The organism is Streptomyces sp. NPDC001663 (genome assembly GCF_042893105.1).
GTDB lineage: Bacteria > Actinomycetota > Actinomycetes > Streptomycetales > Streptomycetaceae > Streptomyces.
Genome location: NZ_JBIAUR010000001.1, coordinates 14851 through 35661, shown reverse-complemented (window position 1 = coordinate 35661; position 20811 = coordinate 14851). Strand labels below are relative to the sequence as shown.

23 protein-coding genes are annotated in these 20811 nt (G+C 71.0%); 12 read left to right on the top strand and 11 right to left on the bottom strand.

What is annotated here, in order from left to right:
- Nucleotides 1–86 precede the first annotated feature (86 nt).
- The 3 genes from ACFY1L_RS00190 (at nt 87) to ACFY1L_RS00180 (ending at nt 1905) form a co-directional block, all read left to right on the top strand.
- Nucleotides 87–365 carry a hypothetical protein gene (locus ACFY1L_RS00190; RefSeq protein ID WP_388815746.1) on the top strand — a complete coding sequence of 93 codons (279 nt, stop codon included), beginning with the start codon at nt 87–89 and terminating at the stop codon, nt 363–365.
- The gene (locus tag ACFY1L_RS00185; RefSeq protein WP_388815743.1) at nt 358–1203 is read left to right on the top strand and encodes an alpha/beta fold hydrolase; all 846 of its coding nucleotides are present in this window, start codon (nt 358–360) and stop codon (nt 1201–1203) included. Before ACFY1L_RS00190 ends, ACFY1L_RS00185 begins: the two co-directional genes overlap by 8 nt.
- A 210-nt stretch (nt 1204–1413) precedes the next feature.
- Nucleotides 1414–1905, top strand: a complete 492-nt coding sequence (locus ACFY1L_RS00180; RefSeq protein WP_388815740.1) for a hypothetical protein — start codon at nt 1414–1416, stop codon at nt 1903–1905.
- A gap of 42 nt (nt 1906–1947) precedes the next feature.
- Here the strand turns inward: ACFY1L_RS00180 and ACFY1L_RS00175 are convergent, their stop codons facing one another.
- Nucleotides 1948–2163 (bottom strand): dodecin, encoded by a 216-nt coding sequence (locus tag ACFY1L_RS00175; RefSeq protein WP_388815737.1) that lies wholly within the window; start codon nt 2161–2163, stop codon nt 1948–1950.
- A 212-nt stretch (nt 2164–2375) separates the two neighbouring features.
- Here ACFY1L_RS00175 and ACFY1L_RS00170 point away from each other — a divergent pair, with 212 nt between their 5' ends.
- Nucleotides 2376–3656 carry an extracellular solute-binding protein gene (locus tag ACFY1L_RS00170; protein ID WP_388815734.1) on the top strand — a complete coding sequence of 427 codons (1281 nt, stop codon included), beginning with the start codon at nt 2376–2378 and terminating at the stop codon, nt 3654–3656.
- 21 nt (nt 3657–3677) lie between these two features.
- Here the strand turns inward: ACFY1L_RS00170 and ACFY1L_RS00165 are convergent, their stop codons facing one another.
- The 4 genes from ACFY1L_RS00165 to ACFY1L_RS00150 all read right to left on the bottom strand — a co-directional run bounded on the left by ACFY1L_RS00165 (nt 3678) and on the right by ACFY1L_RS00150 (nt 7459).
- Nucleotides 3678–4370: a polysaccharide deacetylase family protein gene (locus ACFY1L_RS00165; RefSeq protein WP_388815731.1), complete on the bottom strand. Its 693-nt coding sequence runs from the start codon at nt 4368–4370 to the stop codon at nt 3678–3680.
- Nucleotides 4367–5041 carry a glycoside hydrolase family 11 protein gene (locus tag ACFY1L_RS00160; RefSeq protein WP_388815728.1) on the bottom strand — a complete coding sequence of 225 codons (675 nt, stop codon included), beginning with the start codon at nt 5039–5041 and terminating at the stop codon, nt 4367–4369. The genes ACFY1L_RS00165 and ACFY1L_RS00160 overlap by 4 nt, the downstream gene beginning before the upstream one ends.
- A 213-nt stretch (nt 5042–5254) precedes the next feature.
- Nucleotides 5255–6094: an endonuclease/exonuclease/phosphatase family protein gene (locus tag ACFY1L_RS00155; RefSeq protein ID WP_388815725.1), complete on the bottom strand. Its 840-nt coding sequence runs from the start codon at nt 6092–6094 to the stop codon at nt 5255–5257.
- Between the two features lie 126 nt (nt 6095–6220).
- Nucleotides 6221–7459 carry a GNAT family N-acetyltransferase gene (locus tag ACFY1L_RS00150; protein ID WP_388815722.1) on the bottom strand — a complete coding sequence of 413 codons (1239 nt, stop codon included), beginning with the start codon at nt 7457–7459 and terminating at the stop codon, nt 6221–6223.
- Between the two features lie 203 nt (nt 7460–7662).
- Between ACFY1L_RS00150 and ACFY1L_RS00145 the strand changes: the two genes are divergently transcribed.
- Nucleotides 7663–8340 (top strand): DUF4352 domain-containing protein, encoded by a 678-nt coding sequence (locus ACFY1L_RS00145; RefSeq protein ID WP_388815719.1) that lies wholly within the window; start codon nt 7663–7665, stop codon nt 8338–8340.
- Between the two features lie 73 nt (nt 8341–8413).
- Here ACFY1L_RS00145 and egtD read toward each other — a convergent pair whose 3' ends face one another.
- Genes egtD through egtA form a run of 4 tightly spaced genes read right to left on the bottom strand, consistent with a single transcriptional unit; the run spans nt 8414 to nt 12838 of the window.
- Nucleotides 8414–9376: an L-histidine N(alpha)-methyltransferase gene (egtD, locus tag ACFY1L_RS00140; protein WP_388815716.1), complete on the bottom strand. Its 963-nt coding sequence runs from the start codon at nt 9374–9376 to the stop codon at nt 8414–8416.
- A complete protein-coding gene (gene egtC / locus ACFY1L_RS00135; protein WP_388815713.1) occupies nt 9373–10164 on the bottom strand; it encodes an ergothioneine biosynthesis protein EgtC in 792 nt (263 codons plus the stop codon). The genes egtD and egtC overlap by 4 nt, the downstream gene beginning before the upstream one ends.
- Nucleotides 10164–11498: an ergothioneine biosynthesis protein EgtB gene (egtB, locus tag ACFY1L_RS00130; RefSeq protein ID WP_388815710.1), complete on the bottom strand. Its 1335-nt coding sequence runs from the start codon at nt 11496–11498 to the stop codon at nt 10164–10166. The genes egtC and egtB overlap by 1 nt, the downstream gene beginning before the upstream one ends.
- The gene (egtA, locus tag ACFY1L_RS00125) at nt 11495–12838 is read right to left on the bottom strand and encodes an ergothioneine biosynthesis glutamate--cysteine ligase EgtA (RefSeq protein WP_388815707.1); all 1344 of its coding nucleotides are present in this window, start codon (nt 12836–12838) and stop codon (nt 11495–11497) included. Before egtA ends, egtB begins: the two co-directional genes overlap by 4 nt.
- Nucleotides 12839–13138: 300 nt before the next feature.
- Between egtA and ACFY1L_RS00120 the strand changes: the two genes are divergently transcribed.
- The 4 genes from ACFY1L_RS00120 (at nt 13139) to ACFY1L_RS00105 (ending at nt 16840) form a co-directional block, all read left to right on the top strand.
- On the top strand, nt 13139–13963 hold the full coding sequence (locus ACFY1L_RS00120; RefSeq protein WP_388815704.1) for a TIGR02452 family protein: 825 nt from the start codon (nt 13139–13141) through the stop codon (nt 13961–13963).
- A gap of 124 nt (nt 13964–14087) precedes the next feature.
- Nucleotides 14088–14495, top strand: a complete 408-nt coding sequence (locus ACFY1L_RS00115; RefSeq protein ID WP_388815702.1) for a hypothetical protein — start codon at nt 14088–14090, stop codon at nt 14493–14495.
- A 265-nt stretch (nt 14496–14760) separates the two neighbouring features.
- Complete coding sequence (locus ACFY1L_RS00110) at nt 14761–15699, top strand: Ig-like domain-containing protein (protein WP_388818823.1); 939 nt, start codon at nt 14761–14763, stop codon at nt 15697–15699.
- A 136-nt stretch (nt 15700–15835) separates the two neighbouring features.
- Nucleotides 15836–16840: an RNA-binding protein gene (locus ACFY1L_RS00105; RefSeq protein WP_388815699.1), complete on the top strand. Its 1005-nt coding sequence runs from the start codon at nt 15836–15838 to the stop codon at nt 16838–16840.
- 113 nt (nt 16841–16953) lie between these two features.
- Here the strand turns inward: ACFY1L_RS00105 and ACFY1L_RS00100 are convergent, their stop codons facing one another.
- The gene (locus ACFY1L_RS00100) at nt 16954–17355 is read right to left on the bottom strand and encodes a hypothetical protein (RefSeq protein ID WP_388815697.1); all 402 of its coding nucleotides are present in this window, start codon (nt 17353–17355) and stop codon (nt 16954–16956) included.
- 124 nt (nt 17356–17479) lie between these two features.
- Here ACFY1L_RS00100 and ACFY1L_RS00095 point away from each other — a divergent pair, with 124 nt between their 5' ends.
- Both ACFY1L_RS00095 and ACFY1L_RS00090 read left to right on the top strand, forming a co-directional pair.
- Nucleotides 17480–18157, top strand: coding sequence for a helix-turn-helix transcriptional regulator (locus ACFY1L_RS00095; RefSeq protein WP_388815694.1), 678 nt, complete (start codon nt 17480–17482; stop codon nt 18155–18157).
- On the top strand, nt 18157–18588 hold the full coding sequence (locus tag ACFY1L_RS00090) for a hypothetical protein (RefSeq protein ID WP_388815691.1): 432 nt from the start codon (nt 18157–18159) through the stop codon (nt 18586–18588). The genes ACFY1L_RS00095 and ACFY1L_RS00090 overlap by 1 nt, the downstream gene beginning before the upstream one ends.
- Before the next feature lie 53 nt (nt 18589–18641).
- Here ACFY1L_RS00090 and ACFY1L_RS00085 read toward each other — a convergent pair whose 3' ends face one another.
- The gene (locus ACFY1L_RS00085) at nt 18642–19088 is read right to left on the bottom strand and encodes a type II toxin-antitoxin system PemK/MazF family toxin (protein WP_388815688.1); all 447 of its coding nucleotides are present in this window, start codon (nt 19086–19088) and stop codon (nt 18642–18644) included.
- Nucleotides 19089–19184: 96 nt separating this feature from the next.
- Between ACFY1L_RS00085 and ACFY1L_RS00080 the strand changes: the two genes are divergently transcribed.
- The gene (locus ACFY1L_RS00080; RefSeq protein WP_388815685.1) at nt 19185–20780 is read left to right on the top strand and encodes a hypothetical protein; all 1596 of its coding nucleotides are present in this window, start codon (nt 19185–19187) and stop codon (nt 20778–20780) included.
- Nucleotides 20781–20811 lie beyond the last annotated feature (31 nt).

The following is a 20811-nucleotide window of genomic DNA, read 5'->3' as shown; positions in this document are numbered from 1 at the left end:
CGGCGACGACAACGTCTTCGGCCGTACGCCATGGAGCACGCCGGGGCCGTTCTGCGCCTGAGGCCGACAGCAAGGAGGTGCGGGCCGTGCGGCGACTGAAGCCGGCCAGTGGAGTCGTATGGCTGCTGTCCTGGTTCGGTCTGTGGCTCGAGGTCTTCCGCCGGCATCACGTGACGAAGTCGCTGCGGCTCGATCCACCGGCGGCACCGCCAGGGACGGACCGGCAGGCGCAGCCCGGCGGTTTTCTCCTCGCGATCCTGGTGGGCTCGGCTGTGGCACCGTTGACGCTCCTGACCGCTGTGGTCGTGGACCGGGCGTGCGGCACACGGCACACGGACATCGAGAGGGGCAGCCGCAGTGAGTGACTGGCCGCTGACCAGGACCTTCCGCAGCACCTCCGGCGAGGTCCGCTGGGACAGCCTCGGGGAGCCCGGCCGGAATCCGGTCGTCCTCTGCCACGGCACGCCCTTCTCGTCGTACGTCTGGCGGGCCGTCGCCCGGTCGCTCACGCGGCGCCATCAGGTGTTCGTGTGGGACATGCCGGGCTATGGGGCGTCGCAGATGTTCGCCGGGCAGGATGTCTCGCTGGCGGCGCAGGGCAGGGTGTTCACCGAGCTGCTGGCGCACTGGGGACTGGCCGAACCGCTGGTGGTGGCGCACGACTTCGGCGGTGCCGTATCCCTGCGCGCGCATCTGCTGCACGGGGCCCGCTACCGTGCGCTCGCGCTCGTCGACCCGGTCGCGCTGGCCCCGTGGGGGTCGCCGTTCTTCCGGCTCGTCGGCGCGCACTCCGCGGTCTTCGAGCAGCTGCCGCCCGCGCTGCACGAGGCTTTGGTGCGCGAGTACGTCGGCTCGGCCAGCAGCCCCGGCCTGCACCCCGCCGTCCTCGACCGGCTCGTCCGGCCCTGGCTCGGCGAGCTCGGCCAGGCGGCCTTCTACCGCCAGATCGCCCAGGCCGACCAGCGCTACACCGACGAAGTCCAGGAGCGCTACGGCGAGATCCGCATCCCCACCCTGATCTGCTGGGGCCAGGAGGACACCTGGATCCCCCCGGCGAAGGGGGATGAGCTCGCGGCCCGCATCCCGGGCGCCCGCCTCGAACCCGTCCCCGGCGCCGGCCACCTGGTCCAGGAGGACGCCCCGGCCGAACTCACCGCCGCCCTCCTCACGTTCCTCGCCGATGTATGCCGCGGCCGGGAGTGATGCGGTCGGGGCGGACGGCGGCGGGCACTCGGGCCAAGCCCTCTGGCGTGCCGACGGCGTCCACGCACGGCATCCACAGGGCACGCCGGTGCCGGCAGCCATCCCCCGGTACGGCGAACTGGGCGTCGTCGGAGTGGCTGGGCCAAGCCGCACCGACCCTCGCTCACGGAAGCCGACGGCCGCCGTGGTCACCGCACTAGGGTGGATCGGGTGACCGACAGCAGCAAACGCCCCCTCGCCGTGTTCGACCTGGACAACACCCTGGCCGACACGGCCCACCGGCAGCGCTTCCTGGAGCGCGCACCGCGGGACTGGGACGGGTTCTTCGCCGCCGCGCCGGACGACCCGCCGATCCCGGAGGGCATCGCGCTGGTGCTGAAGAGCGCCGAGGAGTGCGAGGTCGTCTATCTGACCGGGCGGCCCGAGCGCTGCCGGCCCGACACGCTCGACTGGCTCGCCGCCCAGGGGCTGCCCGAGGGCCGGGTGTTCATGCGGCGCAACGACGACCGCAGGCCCGCCCGCCGCACCAAGCTGGAGATCCTGCGCCGCCTCGACCGCACCCGCGACATCCGCGTCTTCGTGGACGACGACGAGTTGGTGTGCGAGGACGCGGAACGGGCCGGCTTCACCGTCGTACGGGCGCGCTGGACGGCGCCGTCCGCGGAGCTCAAGGTGGCGCAGGAACGGGAGGGGCGGACCTGAGGACCCGGGGGGTCCCGGCCGGCTCCCGGGCAGGCCGTGATGTCAGTCCGACTCCTCCAGCCTGAAGCCCACCTTCAGGCCCACCTGCCAGTACGCGATCTGGCCGTTCTCGAGCTGGCCGCGCACCTGCGTCACCTCGAACCAATCGAGGTTCCGCAGGGTCTGCGCGGCGCGGGCGATGCCGTTGCGGACGGCTTGGTCGACGCCCTCCGGTGAGCTGCCGACGATCTCCGTGACCCGGTACGTGTGGTTCGTCATGCGGGCGCTCCTCTCCGCCGTGACACCTGTGTCACGCGTCACTCCACCGTGCCCCAAGCTGCGGCGGAGCGCGAGACGTCCGCCCCGACGCCCTGTGGCCCTTGACCCTTCGCATTGGTCCATACCAAAATCCGGCACACCCGTACGAGCCCCGTGCTCGTCCCCCCACGTCGGGCCCCCAGCCCTGTCCGCCAGGCAGAACAGGACCCCTCGTGAGACGCCATCGCCTGCCCGCCCTCGTCTGCGCCTGCATCTGTGTCTGTCTGCTCAGCGCGTGCGGAGTCGTGCCGCACATGGGCGGGACGGACCGACACACCGTCACCGTGTGGCTGATGAAGGACAGCGCCTCGCAGGACTTCCTGCGCCGGTTCACCAAGTCCTTCGAGAGCGAGCACTCCGACCTCCGCCTCGACATCCGCATCCAGCAGTGGACCGGCATCGGCGAGAAGGTGCGGGCCGCACTGGACGCGGACAGCGGCGACGGGCCCGATGTCATCGAGGTCGGCAACACCCAGGTCCCGCAGTACGTGGAGGACGACCGGCTGCTCGACCTGACGCTGGAGTCGGCGCTGCGCTGGGGGAGCGAGGACTGGCTGCCGGGCCTGGCCGAGCCGGGCCAGCTGCTGTCGCACCAGTACGGCATCCCCTGGTACGCCGCCAACCGCGTCGTCGTCTACCGCAAGGACCTCTTCGCTCGGGCCGGCATCACCCGCCCGCCCCGCACCCGCGACGAATGGCTCGCCGACACCGAGAAGCTCAACTCGGGCGGAAACCAGGGCATTTACCTCGCCGGACAGGACTGGTACACGCTCTCCGGCTTCATCTGGGACGAGGGCGGCGACCTCGCGAGCGACGCCGACGGCGGCTGGCGCGGCACACTGGCCACCCCGGCCGCGCTGCGCGGCATGGACTTCTACCGCCGTCTGCAGTCACTGGGCGACGGACCCACCAGCTCCGACGAGGAACACCCGCCGCAGGCAGGCGTGTTCGCCAAGGGGCACGTCGCGCAGGTCGTGGCGGTGCCCGGGCTGGCCCGGACGATCGTGCAGCAGAACCCGGACCTGGAGGGCAAGTTGGGCTTCTTCCCGGTGCCCGGCAGGACCGCCGCCAAGCCCGGTGCCGTCTTCACCGGCGGCTCCGACCTCGTCATCCCGAACAACACCGACGAGCACGACGGCGCCGTGGCCGTCGTCGCCGCGCTCACCGGCGCCAAGTGGGACACCGAACTGGCCCGCACCATGAACTACGTTCCCAACAAGAAGACCCTCGCCAAGTCCCTTGCCAGGGCCGTCGCCGGCGAGGAGGGAGCCGCTGCCATGGCGGCCGGCGCCGCGCAGGGCCGGGCGACCCCCTCCACCGCGCAGTGGGGCGCGGTGGAGGAGGGCAACCCGATCAAGCCGTACATGACCAAGGTGCTGGAGGGCGCCGACCCGGCGACCGAGGCCCGCCGCGCCTCCCACCGCATCACCGAGGAACTCAACCGCCTGGACTGACGGCCGAGTTGTACGGATTCGCTATGCCGTCGGAGCCACCGCGCGGCCGGTCTGCGGGGAGATCATGCCGGCGCACAGATTGCGGGCGGCCAGCCCCTGCGCGATGCGCGGGATCGCGGCGACGGTGTTGGCGGGCCAGTCGTGCATGAGGATGACCTGGCCGCTGGTGAGCCGGCCGGCGGCCGCCACGATCGCGTCGGTGCCGGCGCCGTTCCAGTCCTGCGAGTCGACGTTCCAGAGGATCTCGGTCAGACCGTACTTGGCCTCGACCGCCTTCACCGTCGCGCTGGTCTCGCCGTACGGCGGCCGGAACAGTTTCGGTGTGCCGCCGCCCGCGGCCGCGACGGCCTGCTGGGTCCGGGAGATCTCCGAGTCGATCTGGGCCTGGCCGAGCTGGGGCAGGTGCGCGTGGGTGTAGCTGTGGTTGCCGACCCACATGCCGGCGGCGACCTGTGCCTTGACCTGGGCGGGGTAGGCGGCGGCGTACTGGCCCTCGTTGAACATCGTGGCCCGTAGCCCGTTCTGCTTGAGTGCGTTCAGCAGGGCGGTGGTGTTGCCGGACGGGCCGTCGTCGAAGGTGAGTCCGACGTAGCCGTTGCAGGTGGCGGCCCGGGCGGGGGAGGCGTGGACGGTGAGGGTGCCCGCGGCGGCCAGTGCGACGGCGGCCAGGGTCGTCGTCAAGGGGCGTAACGGGAAGCCTGGTTGGCTGCTCATACCGACACCGTGATGTTGGAGCTGCCGCTGCTCTGATAGCCCTCGGTCGCGAGGATCATGTAGTACTTGAAGCTGCCGAGGGTCATCCCGGCGCGGGCCCAGGCGTCGAAGTGGTTGCCGGTGGTGATGGTTCCGCCGGTCCGTTTCGACTGCCGCACGCTCCAGTACTGGTTGAAGGTCTTGGTGCCTTCGACGGACGGGGCGTTGTACCGCGTCGTCAGGTAGATGTCGTACGTACCGCCGTCGCTGGTGACGGTGCCCTTGTACGTCCCCGTGGGCCGGTAGGTGCCCCAGTTGTCGACGATGTAGTACTCGACGAGCGGGTTGGACGTCCATCCGTAGAGGGCCAGGTAGCCGTTGCCGGACGGGTTGAAGCTGCCCGAGTAGGTCACGTTCCTGCGGGCGCCGGTGCTCCAGCCCTTGCCGCAGACGAAGTTGCCGGTGTTGCTCCAGCTGGTGCTGTAGTTGCCGCCGGAGCCCAGGGTCATGGAGACCGTGCCCTGCGCGTCGGTCCAGAACGAGTAGTAGAAGCCGTTGTTGGTGCCGGTCTGGTTCGTGGTGATGACCGTGGCGGCGCGGGCGGTGCCGGGCAGCGCCAGCACCGACGCGGCACCCAGCAGCATGCCGCAGGCGGTCCTGCGGTTCATCGGGTGTGCGGGATTGCCGTTCATGCGGGTGTTCCTCCTCGCTGTACGAGGCCGGGTATTGGTCGAACAGTGTTGGCCTGTCCCCGTCAAGCGTCAATAGTTTCGGCATTGATCGCGAAACATTCGAAGCCATGTACAGCGGTTATCTGCCACAGGAGAATTTGCCTAGATCATGACTGGATGCGAACTCTCGAATGTTTCGAAGAGTTTCCGGACCGTCGAGTCGACGGATGTCCCTTACGCCGGGTCCAGGTCGGCGTACAGCTGGTGGTGATCCGAGTACGAGGTGGGGTGCACGCGGTGCTCGAGCGGGGCGATGCCTCGCAGGAAGACGTAGTCGAACCTGCTGTACCAGTCGGTGGTCGGCTCGCAGGTGCCGGCGGACGAGGGACGGCACTGGGGGTCTGCATCCGCGGCCAGTGCCCACATCCGGGCGAGTTCGGGGGCGTCCGGCACGGCGTTGAAGTCGCCGAGGACGATGGCGCGGTCGTGCCGGGCGACGGCTGCGGCCAGTACGCGGGTCTGGTCTGCCCGAACCGCTTCTTGGCGTCGTTGGGCGAGGTGGGTATTGAAGACCCGGATTCGCTGACCGCCCACCGTGGTGGTGACCGCCATGTAGCCGCGGTCCTCGGAACCGCCGTCGGGGTATTCCACGTTGACGCGGTCGGTCATCGGTGCCGCCGAGAGGATCGCCTGGCCGAAGCCTCCCGGACTCCACGGCGCTCCACCGCAGCGGCCCCAATTCCGCAGAACCGACCCGTACTCGACGTGGTAGACCAGCCCGTAAAGGCGCTGTAGGTAGTCCCGGATCCTCTCGACGTCACTCGCGCACGCTTCTTGCAGGCCGATGACCTGGGGCGCATACGTGGCGATCTCCGCTGCCCGGTCGACGTTGCCCGCCTCGCAGGGGTTGCAGAGGTTCCACGTCATGACCCGGTTCGGTACGACATCCTTGGCGGCATCGGCGGGCAGTGACCTGGCGAAGGGGGCGCCGCCCGGGACGCTGGGGCCGACGAGCACCATGCAGGCCACGATCATGGCGCCCGCGAGCAACCGCGTGCCCCTTTCGAGCACCATCGCCTCCTCGAAGCATCCGACGTCTCCTTGCACGAGGTTATGGGACCCGGCTGTCGGCAACGCATGGTGTGCCGGATCTCGTTGCGCTCGGACGAAGTGCCGCCTCGACCGGGTCGTGATCGCCGGTCAGAACCAGTGCAGGCAGTGCGGGGAGCGCTCGGCGCGGAAGAGGGTGTCGGCGAGGGCGGCCGCGCCCGGGCGGTGGGCCCGGATGTGCCCGGCACGCACCAGCGTGCTCGGGGCGGTGCCGCCGAGGTAGACGGAGCCCAGGTCGCTCGCGTCCAGGGACAGGTCGGGCTCCCGGTCCGTCGGGACGCAGTCGGCCTTGCTGTCGCGGACGGTCAGCAGGTAGCGGCCGTGCTCGCCGAGGAACGGGTCGTTTACGTCGAGGACGAGCTCGCCGTCCGTGAACCAGCCGCGCGCGGTCAGCGCACGCGGGATGTCCAGCAGCCGCACCCAGAGCCAGTCGGTGTCGCCGCTCACCTGGCCGGCGCGGAAGTCCGCAAGCTGCCAGCGCAGCGGGTGCCCGGGCGGGAAGTGCTTGAACACGACCTGAGTGACGAGGTCGTGTTCGAGCACGAAGCGGGCCAGCGCCGTGAAGACGGCGTCGTCGGTGGCGATGGTCTCGTCGACCGTCAAGGTGTGGTCGGGATCGCCGGTCGAATAGCTGGCGTAACCGTCCGGCACGCCGTCGGCGTCCCGGTGGACGGCGACGTAACGCGGCGCCGGTGAGATCGGGGGCTGCCCCGCGCCCGAGGTCCACCAGCGGTGCGGTCGGGACAGTGCGCCGGGCTGGGCGCGGCGGTAGCGGTCGTAGACCTCTTCCAGGATCTCGCCGCACTCGGCACCCCGCAGCACCTCGATGGTGCCGGTGTCCGAACCGGTCGCCGGGGCGTCGGCCGTTCCCCGCGAGCGGGGGAGGGCGAGGGCGGCCCGGTGGCGAGGCACCGTCAGCCGCTGCGTGTAGGTCGCCGGTCCGTAGCCGAACCTGCGGTAGATCAGGGCCTCGGAGGCCAGCAGTACGGAGAGGAACTCCCCTCGGGCGCGCAGCTCGGTGAGCTGATGCCGCATCATCGCGCTGAGCACGCCCTGGCGTCGGTGCGAGGGCACGACGCCGACGGCGGTCACCCCGGCGGCCGGGGCGAGGATCTCGCCGGGCAGGGTGAGCTCGAAGGAGTACGCACCGGCGGTGCCGACGGGCCGGCCGTCCACCGTCATGGCGAGCAGGTTGCGGTCCATTTCGAGCGCGGACCACCAGACTCCGCCGCCGTCCTCGCTCGGGGTTTCCGGGAAGCGGCCGAACGCGGCATGGAGGGTGTCGACGAAGACGTCGAGGTCCTGGTCGGTCGTGGAACGGATCTCCATCGCTGCCGCTGCCTCCCCGTGATACCCGCACCACGACTCATGGTGTCCCGCCACAGTGCAGCGTCGACCCGTGACCAGGTCAAGCGGATTACGACCGGGCTTGCACGGGTCGCCCGAGATCACAACTTGAACTCACATTCTTCACTTGGTCCTCACATGTATTAGATTCACGTTCCACTTAAATCACCGCCAGGGGGGCGCAAGTGAGTCAGCAGTACCCGCAGCAGCCGGGGTGGCAAGCACCGCAACAACCGGGCTGGGGCGCACCGCAACAGCAGTATCCGCAGCAGCCGGGCTGGGGTCCGCCGCCCCCGCAGCCGCCGAAGAAGTCCCCCGTCGGAAAGATCCTCGGCTTCGGCTGCCTCGGTGTCGTCGCCCTGGTCGTCGTGCTCGGCGTCATCGGTGCGGCCCTCGGCGGCGGTTCCGATTCGGACGACAAGGCCACCGGCGCCAAGAGCAGCGCCTCGGCCGGTACCAAGCAGGACACGGCGAAGGACGCGGACGACACGTCGAGTGACGACTCGAGCGGCACGTCGAGCGACTCCAAGCCGCAGGCGCCGGTGAAGTTCACCGCCAAGAAGACGGCCTTCGCCAAGAGCATCCTCGCCGACAGCAGCAACTACACGAGCGTGCTGGTCACCGTCACCAACAACGGTGACGACAAGGTGAGCGTGAACCCGCTGTACTTCACCATCACCGACAGCAAGGGCACCAAGCACACCGCCGAACTGGCCGTCGACGACAAGCAGATCGACACCGTGGACCTGGCCCCCGGCGAGAACATCTCGGGCACCGTCACCGGCAAGGGCAACTTCACGCCGAAGTACGTGACCTTCACCGAGGACCTCCTCGGCGACGAGACCCGCATCAACGTGTCCTGACCGGCAGCCGTCCGGCACGCCCGACTGACAGGCCCGACCGCCGTCCCCGGCGGTCGGGTCTCGGCTGCAGAGGTCAGCGCGCCACGCTCAGCGAGAGCGCGAAACGTCCCTCCCCGTCCGTCCACCAGTGGGCCAACTCCAGCCCCGCCGTGGACAGTTCGGCGCGTACGCCGTCCTTGCGGAACTTCGCCGAGATCTCGGTGCGCAGTTCCTCGCCCTCGGTGAAGTCGACGGCCAGATCGAGTGCGGGGATCTTCACCGACTGCGCCGTGCGCGAGCGCAGCCGCATTTCGATCCACTCGTTCTCGGTGTCCCACAGGGCCACATGATCGAAGGCGCCGGGATCGAAGTCGGCGTCCAACTCGCGGTTGACGACGGCCAGGACGTTCTTGTTGAAGGCCGCCGTCACGCCGGCCGCGTCGTCGTACGCCTCGACCAGCACCTTCTCGTCCTTGACCAGGTCCGTGCCGAGCAGCAGCGCGTCACCGGGGGAGAGGAGGGTGCGGATCGCCTTGAAGAACTCCGCCCGCTCGGCGGGCAGCAGATTGCCGATCGTGCCGCCGAGGAAGGCGATCAGGCGGGGGCCCGGCGTCTCCGGAAGAGTCAACGAGGCCGTGAAGTCGGCGATCAGGGCGTGCACGTGGAGGCCGGGACGCTCCGCGATGAGCGCGTGCCCGGCCTGGGTGAGCGCGCTCTCGCTGACGTCGACCGGGATGTAGGTGTGCAGGCCGGTCAGGGCGTCCAGGAGGTGGCGGGTCTTCTCCGAGGAGCCGGAGCCCAGCTCAATCAGGGTGCGGGCACCCGTCGCCGCCGCGATCTCGCCGGAGCGGGCGATCAGGATCTCCCGTTCGGCGCGCGTCGGGTAGTACTCGGGCAACTCGGTGATCCGCTCGAACAGTTCGCTGCCGTGGGCGTCGTAGAACCACTTCGGCGGCAGGGTCTTGGGGTTGCCGGTCAGGCCCTGCTGGACGTCGGCGCGCAGGGCGGCGTCGGTGGCGTCCTCGGGCAGGGTGCGGGTGAGAAGGAACGGACTCACGTACGGGGCTCCTTCGGCAGTGCGGTTGCCAAGGTCTCGCTCGGCTCCTTGAGGGGGGTGAGCAGCACGTCGGTGCGGCTCGCCGCGAGCAGGGTGCGGTCGGGGACCTCCTGCCAGTGCGGGTCGTCGTCGTAGGGCTCGGAGGCCACGACCGTGCTGCGGCCGGGCTGCAACAGGTACCAGAGGGTGTCGCCCCAGGTCGTCGCGGTGATCGTCTCGCCGTTGGTGAGCAGCAGGTTCAGCCGCGATCCGGGGGCCGCCTCGGCGACCTCCAGGACCGTGTCGGCCAGCGCCTGTCCCTCGTCGTCGCCGGCCCGCAGCCGCGCCAGGACCAGCGCCCACACGAGCGCCGAGTCGTTGCGGGCCTCGAGCGACAGCACGTCGACCGAGGGCAGGCCCGCCACGAGGGGCGCGAGCGAGCCCGGCCAGCCCTTGACGGCACCGTTGTGGCTGAACAGCCAGGCCCCGGCGGCATACGGCGCCGCCGCGGCCTCCGCGTCGGCACCCGACAGGGTCGCATCGCGTACGGCGGCCAGGACCGCGCCCGAGCGCACGACCCGGGCCAGGTCGGCGAAGGACAGGTCCGCCCAGATCGGCCCGGCCCGGCGGTAGCGGGCCGGCACCGGGTCGCCCTCGGCGTACCAACCCACCCCGAAACCATCGGCGTTGACCGTCCCGTACCGCTGCCGCCGTGGCGCCCACGACTGGCGGTACAGGGCGTGCGCGGGCTCCACGAGGACTCTGCCGAGCGGCTCCTCGGGCCCCAGGTACGCCAGGTGACGGCACATCAGACGTCTCCCGCGGACCGGGCGGTGCGGAACCCGGAGAAGATCTGCCGCCGGATCGGGTAGTCCCAGTTGCGGAACGTCCCCCGGCAGGCCACCGGGTCCACGGCGAACGAACCGCCGCGCAGCACCTTGTACTCCGGCCCGAAGAACACCTCCGAGTACTCCTTGTACGGGAAGGCCTCGAAGCCCGGGTACGGCGCGAGGTCGCTGGACGTCCACTCCCACACGTCGCCGATCAACTGCCGTACGCCGAGCGGGGATTCGCCCTCCGGATAGCTGCCGGCCGGGGCCGGGCGCAGATGCCGCTGGCCCAGGTTGGCGTGCTCCGGCGCCGGGTCCGCGTCGCCCCACGGATAGCGCATCGAGCGTCCGCTCGCCGGGTCGTGGCGGGCGGCCTTCTCCCACTCGGCCTCGGTGGGCAGCCGCCGGCCGGCCCAGCGGGCGTAGGCGTCGGCCTCGTACCAGCACACGTGCAGCACCGGCTCGTCCGGCGGCACGACCTCGGTGACGCCGAAGCGCCGGCGCAGCCACTGCTTGCCGTCGCGCTTCCAGAACAGCGGGGCGTGGATGGAGTGTTCGCGGATGTGGGCCCAGCCGGCGGCCGTCCACCAGCGTTCGTTGTCGTAGCCGCCGTCGTCGATGAACGCCTGGTAGGCGGCGTTCGTCACCGGGGTGGTGTCGATGTAGTACGGCGCCACCTCGCGCCGGTGCGCCGGGCGTTCGTTGTCCAGCGACCAGGGCTCGGTGGAGGTGCCCATGGTGAACGGGCCGCCGGGGACCAGGACTTCGGCCGGTCCGGTGAACAGCGGTACCGGGTCCGGGTCGGGGGCGGTCAGGGCCTGCGGGCCCTTGCGGAGCTGATGGGTGATCAGCATCGTTTCGTCGTGCTGCTGTTCGTGCTGGGCGATCATCCCGAACGCGAAGCCCGCCTCGGTCAGCCGCGTGCCGTGGAAGTCGGCGCTCTCCAGCAGGTCCATCACCCGCCCGCGCACCTCGGCCGCATAGGTGCGGGCCTCGGCGGGCGGCAGCAGCGGCAGCGAGGGCCGCTCGGAGCGCGGGTGCTCGAAGGCGTCGTAGAGGCCGTCGATCTCGGGGCGCATCGCCTCCCGGCCGGCGACGGCCCGCAGCAGCCACAGCTCCTCCTGGTTGCCGATGTGCGCCAGGTCCCACACCAGGGGCGACATCAGCGGCGAGTGCTGCGCGGTCAGGTCGGGCTCCTCGACGCAGCTGGTCAGCAGCGTGGTGCGGGCGCGGGCGGTGGTGAGGGTGGTCAGCGCCCGCTCCCGGAGCGTTTCCGCGTCGACGATGGGTTCCTCGATGGCGCGGTCGGTCATGTGCGAAGGTCCTTCCGGTGCGGCATGGGGGTCCCCCCGGTCGAGCCGAGCCGGGACCGGGGCAGGTCGGTGTCGCGCACCCGGTCCAGCAGGTCGTCGGCGGGGCAGCGGCCCTGGCTGACATAGCGGTCCAGATACGCCGCTACGGCGTCCGTGACCTGGGTGGTGGCGCCGAGCCTGGGCAGCGCCTCGAGCGCCGTGACGAAGCACGCGACGGCCGCCTCCTGCAGCTCGGCGTCGGCCAGGCCGGAGCGGGCCGCGTCGAGCCACAGCGGATTGTGCGGCGCCGGCAGCCCGAGGGACCGCTCGGCCAGGGGCTTCACGGTGCGGTAGGCGGTCTCGGCGGCCTCCGGGTCGTCGAAGAGCGCCGTCGCCACGGCGAGCGGGACGATCCATCCGTCGTCGCCCGGCTGTGCGTCGATCATCCGCAGTTCCAGGTGGCCGCGCGGTCTGACCGGCGGGAACAGCGTGGTGATGTGGTAGTCGAGGTCCTCCTTCGTCGGCACCCCCGACCGGGTCCACTCCCGGAAGGTCAGCCCCTCCGGGACGTCCCACGGCCCGCTGTCGCGCCGTACGCACATCACCGGCGCGTCCAGGACGTGCCGGGCCCAGGACGTGCGCGGGTCGCCGTCCAGCGCGGGCGCGCCCGCCCGGCCGGGCCCGATCTCCATCCACAGCAGCTGCCGGGTGGAGCGCCAGCCGGTGGGCTCGCTTCCGGCCAGCGGGGAGTTGGCGAAGGCGGCCACCAGGACCGCGCCCAGCTGGTGCGCCAGCCACCAGCGCCGCCCGTGGCCGAGCGGTCCCGGCTCCTCGTACCCGGCGTCCAGGCAGACCTGGACGGAGGCCGAGGTGCACATCATGCGGCGGCCGGCCGGACCCGTGCGGTCCAGACAGGCCTCCATGGCGTCATAGCGCGGCTCGTGCAGGAACCGGCGCGGCGGGTGCCAGGGATCGTGGCCGAGGCCCACGAGGCCGAGGTCGTGCCCGGCGAGGACCGAGCGGACGGCGTCGAGGTCGGCGGAGACGGTGGTGATGCACTCCATCAAGGAGGCGGCGGGCGGCGAGCTCAGCTCCAGCTGGCCCCCGGGTTCGACGGTGAGCGCCGACCTCAGGGGGACGGCCCGCAGTGCGGCGTAGGCCGCTTCGAGTCGTTCGGTTGAAACGGGAAGCTGCGGCATGCGCAGCTCGTGGACGAGCCATTCCACTTCGACCCCGACGGTGCGGGGCGGGCCGGTCTTGAAACAGATGCCCCGAACCAGGGCCTCCACCTCGGCTTCGGCGAAGGCGGTGCGGGGCTCCGTACAGTCAGGCGCCGTACAGTCACTCGGCGTGTCGGACATTTCGGGAACCTCCTGAGATTCGACAGCGTTGTCGACCTGGCCCGTCAGGTGCCCGGACGGCAACACTCGTCCCACCCAAGACCCTCCCGCCGTATCGCACAAGGGTGCGTACCGGTACGTTCCGGCTCGGTAATCTCCTCGTTCCGAGCGTTTCTCTGGGCCTTTCCTGCGGCTTTCCTGGGCGTTCGGGGACGCGGAAACTCTGTTGCACCGCAAGTCCAGCATCGCCCAGGATCGGTGCATGAGCACGACGGGGGAGCGCGCACGGCGCGCGAGCATGGCGCACACGGGGGTGGCGCCATGAGCGCGCGCCTGCGTGGCATCGCACAGCAGACAGAGCAGATCGTCGCGGCGGGCGCGTACAGCGCGCCCGACGGACGCGAGGTGCCCATCGCGGCGGCCGTGGCGGCCGCGCGGGCCAGCACTCGGATGTACGGCCCGGAGCCGATACCGGTGCCGCCGGTCCCGCCCGCCGACACGTTCTTCGAGGTCACCGGCGAGAGCAGCCTGGAGGCGGCGCGCCGCCTGGGCGGCGAGGTGGCCGTGCTGAACTTCGCCTCGGCCCGCAACCCCGGCGGCGGCTACCTCAACGGCGCCCAGGCCCAGGAAGAGGCCCTGTGCCGCGCCTCCGCGCTGTACACATGCCTGATCGAGGCCCCGCAGTTCTACGACCACCACCGCACCCACCGCGACCCGTTCTACACGGACCGCGTCATCCACTCACCGGCCGTCCCCGTCTTCCGCGACGACCGCGGCCGCCTGCTGGACGAGCCGTACCTGGCGGGCTTCCTGACCTCCCCGGCACCGAACGCGGGAGTCGTCAGGCGTACGACGCCGGAGCGCGCCGCCGGGCTGCCGGGGGCCCTGGCCGTCCGCGCCGAGCGGGTGCTGGAGACGGCGGCGGCCCAGGGCTACCGGCGGCTGGTGCTGGGCGCGTGGGGATGCGGGGTGTTCCAGAACGATCCGGCGCAGGTGGCGGGCGCCTTCCGCGCGCTGCTCGGCCCGGACGGCCGGTTCGCCCGGACCTTCGAGCACGTGACGTTCGGCATCCTGGACCGCACGACGGGCAACACGGTGCGCGGGGCGTTCGTACGGGCCTTTCCGGAGCGGCAGCTGCAGCCGTAGGGCGGCGTCCCCGTCAGGACGCCCTTGCTCACCGGCGATCGGGGCCCGCTCCCGTAGCAGGTCCCCGAAGGGGCGAATAGGCTGGTCGGAGGGGTCGACATGGTTCGATCCTGAGGAGCCTCCCATGCGCAAGAACAGAAACGGCGCCTGGCGCGCGACGGGAGTCGTCACCGCACTCGCCACGGCCGCCGCGATCGCCTCTGTCGCTCCGGCTCAGGCTCAGTCCACCGCTCAGCTGTCCGCTTGGGTAAGCGACGGCTGGGGCGGCGGAACCATCACCAGCCAGCCCGCCGGGATCAACTGCCATACGTCGGCGTGGGATCCGTATGCGCCCGGCGCATCCGCCCCGAATCCGACCGGCACCTGCACCGCGAGCTTCACGGTCGGAACGACGGTCACCTTCACCGCCACGCCCGACCCGGGTTCTTACATCAACGCGGGCCCCGACCCGAATCCCGTGACCGTGCGAACCGGCTACAACTTCACGTGGGTCATGTTCTGCCCGAACGACGGTCTCTGTTCCGCGGGCTAAGTCGCCCGCCGGGGCTGCCGGTTGTCCACGACTGAACGCGTCTGGGGCCCTCCGAGTGGAGGGCCCCAGGCGTGTCGCGTGCGACAGCCGATCCGACGCTGCGCAATGAGTCTTGAGACACGTTTTACGCGAAGAATGCAACTGCCACCCCTGCTGTCGCCATCTGACATGGAGTCGGGCCCCGTCAGGGCCGAGGAGCGAGAGAGCGGGGCAGGTTGTGGGACGGCGCAAGGGCAGCATAGGGATCGCACTCGTCACGGGTGTGATGCTGGTGGGCGCGAGCGCCTGCGGCGTGGGCGGCAGTGGCAAGGCGAGCGCGGACGACGCAAAGGTGGCGGGAAAGCCGAGTGCGAGCGCCTCTCCGTCGCCGAAGAAGCCCGCGGGCCCGCCGATGCTGCTGGAGACGATCACCCCGCAGACGGGAACCACGGTCGGCGTGGCCATGCCGATCTCGGTGGTCTTCACGAACCCGGTGGCGGCCAAGGCACGGGCCACGGTCGAGAAGCACATGAAGGTGAGCGCCTCGCAGCCGGTGGCCGGCGCCTGGCACTGGTTCGGCGACAAGCGCGCCGACTGGCGCCCGAAGGCGTACTGGCCCTCCGGCACCACGGTGAAGATCGACGCCGACATGACGGGCGTCAGCAACGGCAACGGACGCTACGGCGTGCACAGTTACACGCACACCTTCAAGGTCGGCGACGACGTGCGCGCGGACGTCTCGGTGACCGGCCACACCATGAAGGTGACCCGGAACGGCACGGCGGTGCGCACCCTGTCCATCAACGCGGGCAGCGCCGAGTATCCGACGTGGAACGGCACGATGGCCGTCATCGACAAGCAGGAGAAGGTCCACATGACCTCCTGCAGCGTCGGCATCAGCTGCGACAAGGGCAGCGCCAACTACTACGACCTGACGCTGCCCTGGGACGTCCACCTGACCTACTCCGGTACCTACGTGCACTACTCGACCGGTGACCCGAACCCGGGCAGCGGCAGCGCCCGCGGCTCGCACGGCTGCGTCCACCTGTCCATGTCGGACGCCAAGTGGTTCTACGGCCAGGTCAAGCAGGGCGACCCCATCACCATCACCGGCTCGTCCCGCGCCAAGGCCCCGGCCGACAACGGCTACGCCGACTTCAACCTGGGCTGGGACCAGTGGCTCGCGGGCAGCGCGTCCGGGGAGGCGACGACCTCGACGCTGTGACGGGCTGCGGGCTGTAACGGGCTGCGGTGGCGGTGCGCAGGCATCGGCGCCGCAGCCCGCGCGGTTCAACTTCGCGGTCTGGTTTGCGTGTCACTTCCTCGGGGCGGTCGCCAGGGCTGTGCCGGAGGATAGAGACGTGCAGCTCCCCTACGGCTACCGCGTCACCAAGTACGACCCCGCCGACCGTGATGAACACGGGCACTACACAGGCACCGAGGACACCGTCAGCGATCACGGCGAGATCGAGGCGGCCTACCTGCTGGCGGTCGAGGCGTTCGCCGCGGAGGCCGGCATCGACCGCCTGTCCGTCCGCGAACCGCAGGTCCCGTCCCTCGCGCACCTCGGCGCCGAGCGGCCGATGGAGGACTTCGGGCTCGACGGTGCCTTTCCGCAGGGCCTTGCCGGCTTCCACGACGGAGCGGAGGTGCCGCTCCATCTCGGGCTGGAACTGGTGCGGCTCATGCTGCGCGACAGCGGCGCATGGTGCCGGCTGGAGGCGGAGGGCACCTTCGCGGTGCACGTCGGATGGGACCAGTACGTGTACGTCAGCAGCAGTCGGCCTTGTGGGCAGGCGCCGGCGCGGACCCGCGAGCTCGGACTCTTCCCTGAACGCCTGGATGCCTCCCCGTACGGCTTCGAGGACGAGGAGGAAGGTGCCCAGCGCCCCGGCGACGATGACTTCTGGGCCGACCTGCACCGGGCAGTCGCCGACGGCAGCGCCGGAGTTCTGGAGGAGACGTATGTCGAGGGCGCCTCACGATGGCACCACCTCACCCGCGACACCCTCGACACGGTTCGCGCCGGGTTGTCCCCCCGGGCCCGTCTGGCCGTATGGCCGCCCTTGTCCTCCGACATCGACGCCGTCCTGGAAGTCCTCCCCGCGGAAGGCCTCGTCGAAGGCGTCTGGCAGGACGACGACGGCCACATCCACAGCGCCATCGCCGACGAGACCGCATTCCCGGAGCTGACCGCCCGGATACGCTGCGCCCGAGCCGCCGCCCTCCTGTCCGTATATACAGGTGAACGTGTTCCTCTGTGCACCGCTGTCATGCCCGACAACGACGGAGTCCTACGGGCTCGTTGGCGGACCGAGCCGACACCGGGCGACCGAAGCTGGGCCCTCCGCCACCTCAAACGGTGAACACTCCTGGCTCCGGAGCTGGTGAGCCCCCGCAGACGGGGGATGCCGCGGGGGACTCACTAAGGAAGACGGACGAGAGACGGGCCGAGTTCCCGTCCGGCGAAATCGTCCCGTCAGTGGGCGCGGCCGATCTGCATACCGGGCCGGCGGACGTGGACCGTCAGATAGGCGAGGCCGTCGCCGCCCGAGGTGATGCTGCGGGTGGAGCCGTGGGGGAGCCAGAGCAGGGTGCCCGTGGTGAGGGGCCGCGGCTCGTCACCCGGGCCGGCGCCGAGGACGCCCTCGCCGGAGACGACGAGCAGGAGTACGTCCAGGTCCGGTTCCGCGTGCGGGGCGACATGGCAGCCGGGCGTCAGCCGGACGAGATTGGCGTCGAGTTGGCGTCCGCTCTCGGTGAGCTTCCACAGCACTCCGGCCGCGCTCGGGTCGGCGCTCAATGCGTCGGCGTCGCACAGGATGCGCGGAGTCGGCGCCTCCTCCGGCTCCTTGCCGACGTGTGTCCTGGCGTCGGTCATCGGCTGCCCTCCGCTCCTCGTCCTCGCTCGACGCTCTTCGTCCTCGCTCGACCTGCCGCTCAATTATTACAGGTATCATTTGGAGAAAATGGCTGCAGGTGAGGAGAGGGGTGGGTGAGGAGACATGTCCACCGCGCGCACCAGCCCCCGCCGCCGCGAGGTCCTGGACGTCCTGCGTGCAGCCACGTCCCCGCTCGGCGTCACGGAGACGGCCGAGCGCATCGGCGTCCACCCCAACACCGTGCGGTTCCATCTGGACGCGCTGGTCGGCGAGGGCCTCGTCGAGCCGCAGGTGCAGGAACCCTCGGGACCGGGACGTCCGCGTACCGTTTACGCCCCGCGGCCGGGCATGGACCGTAGCGGAACCCGCAGCTACCAACTGCTCGCGCAGATGCTGCTCAGCCGGCTCGCAACCACCGGATCCGAAGCACGCTCTGCCGCCGTGGAGGCCGGCTGGGCCTGGGGCCGTTCCCTCGTCGAACCGCCATCCCCGTCCCAGCAGTCGACCCCCGAGGACTCCGCCGCCCGACTCGTCGCACTGCTGGACGAACTCGGCTTCGCCCCGGAACCGCAGGGCGGCACGGTGCCGACGCGGATCCGTCTGCGCCACTGCCCCTTCCTCGAACTCGCCGAGGAATACGGCCAGTTGGTCTGCCCGCTCCATCTCGCCCTGATGCAGGGCGCGTTGGCCGAACTGCGCGCCCCGCTGACCGCGACGGCCCTGGAACCGTTCGCCGAACCCCATGCGTGCCTGGCCCACTTGGCGCCCACACCCGAGCCGACGGCAGAAAGGCACCCTTGATGTACCCCACGTGGGCCGCGGCAGCGGTCGCGGTCACCTTCGTCTGGCTCGGAATGGTGCTGGCGATCTCTTTCCTGGAGGCGCCGCTGAAGTTCCGCGCGCCCGGCGTGACCATCCCGCTCGGGCTGGGGATAGGCCGACTGGTCTTCCGCGCCCTGAACCTCGTCGAGGCCGTCCTCGCCGTCACGGTCGTGGCCGCCGTCGCCGCGGGTGATCCACCGGCCCGGGTCGTGGGACCGGTCGCCGCCGCGGCCGTACTGCTGCTGGCACAGCTCCTCGTCGTGCGCCCGCGCCTGAACCGCCGCTCGGACCGGATCTTGGCAGGCGAGGACCTGCCCCGCTCACGCGAGCACCTCTACTACGTCGCCCTCGAACTCGCCAAGGTCGCCGCCCTGATCGCCCTGGGCGTCGGCCTGTTCACCATGGCGTGACGGCGAAGCAGCCGGTCCTCACGGACAACCGCTGCAGTACGGGTGCGGCGGCTTCAGGTCCAGCCGTAGCGCTCGTGCAGCCGCTGCCGCACCAGGTTGAACCGCCCCCGGTCCAGCGCGCACGCCTCCCGCCGCATGCCCTCCTCGTGCAGCCGCAGCACCCGGTCCACGTCGACCCAGGAGTCGCGCCCCGTCCGGTCCCAGGGCCCGCTGCCGATCGCCACCCACTCCCGGTCGCCGTCGTGCCGCTTGCTGGACAGCTGCACGGCGAGCAGGGTGCCGTCGGCTTCCCGGGCGACGACCAGGACCGGGCGGTCCTTGCCGCGGCCGTCGTTCTCCTCGAAGGGCACCCAGGTCCACACGATCTCGCCGGGGTCCGGGTCGCCGTCGTGCGCGGGGGAGTACTCGGTGCGCACCTTGCCGACCTGGCGTGGGTCGGCCTCGGTGGTGGCGGTGGGGCCGAAGCGGCCGGGGACGTTCTCATCGATAAAGGCAGTCACGCAGGCACCTTAGTGGTCCCGTAAGCTCGCGGATCAGGGGGCCGTGGAGGCCGGGATCGCCCACGGGGGATACGGGGATACGGGGGTATCGCGAACATGCTTACGCCTGCGCAGATTTGGGCCGACGCCGACCTGCCCGCCCGTCGGCTCGCCGGGCTCGCCCTCAACCCGTCCGCACCGGAGGCCGTCCTGCTGCGGCTGCTCGCGGAAGCCCCCCTCGCCGTACGGATGGTGCTGTGCCGGGACCGGGACCTGCCCGGTGCCGTAGTCGATGCCGTGATCGAGCATCCCGACACGCGCACCCGCGGATTCTTCGCAGCCAACGCCCTTGTCGATCCGGCCCAGCGGGCGCGGCTGGTGGACGACCCGGAGTGGTTCGTGCGCGCGCACCTCGCCATCGGACCCGACATCAAGTACCCGTACCGGCCGAGGCCGTTGCCCGATGACGTCGTCGTCCGCATGATCTGCACCTACGAGGACGAACTCCTGGGCACGCTCGGCATCTTCCAGCAGATGTCGGCCGCGCTGATCGAGTCCCTGCCCGAGCACCCGCAGCCGAAAGTCCGCTGCTGGGGCGTCAACGGCTGGGCGCAGCTGCCCGCGGACACCAGGGCCGCACTGCTGGCGGACCCCGACGAGACGGTGCGGGAGCGGGCGCAGAACCATGCGCGCTACGAGGATCCGGCCTGGGTGGAGAGTGTGCTGCCCGCTCACTCGTGCCATGCCCGCACCGATGTCCTGCTCCATCGGGCCCTGAGCCGAGCCGTCGTGGACAGCGTGCTCACGGCTCCGGCCGGCAAGGACGACAAGGCGATGATCGCCCGCAACCCCAGCCTCCCACCCGACGTCGTCATCCTCCTGGCCACCGATCCGGACCCCGAGGTACGGGAGGAGATCGCGCGCCGCACGGATCTCGGGCCCACCGAGCGCCACGCCCTCGTCGCCGATCCCCACCCGGACGTGCGCAGGGCGGCCGCGTACCGCACCGACCTCGGACCGGACGAGCGACGTGCGCACGCGGCGGACCCCGACCCGCGGGTGCGCCTGGCCGTGTCGGTCCACCCCGCCCTGAGCGAGGAGGAACGGGCCGGGATCGACTACGAGGTCCCCATGGACTGCCGCTTCGGCTACCACCCGACACCCGTGGTGCCCGCCAAGCCCGCCGAGCCCTCGCAGTCCGAGGCCGTGCGCAGGAACGCTCTCTCCCGCCACCCGCTGCTCCGCCGGGAGGCCGCGATGGACCACGACCTGCCACCGGACCTCGTCACGCGCCTGGCCGAGGACGACGACCTCGGCGTACGCGTGCTGCTGGCCCAGAATCATCCGGACGCCCCGCCGGCACTGCTGCTGCGCAGCTTCCTGGAGTACACCGGCCCCGAACGGGACCACCTGACCACTCGGCCCGACTTCCCGACCGCCCAACTGGCCGCGTTCGCCGACCACGAGGACCCGCAGGTCCGCGCCCTGGCCGCACGGGACCCCGACACCGCGCCCGCCGCAGTGGAGCGACTCACCCGGGACCCGGACCCGGACGTACGGGCCGCGTTCGCGCGCCATCCGAACCTGCCGCCGTCCCGGCTGGCGGAACTCCTCGGCGACGAGGAACTGGCCCACCACGCCGCCGCGAACCCGGCGCTGGACCCCGCCACGATCGACCGGCTGCTGACGACGGACGGCCGGGGCCCCTGGTGAGGGAACCCCGGCCGCCCGACCGGAACAGAAC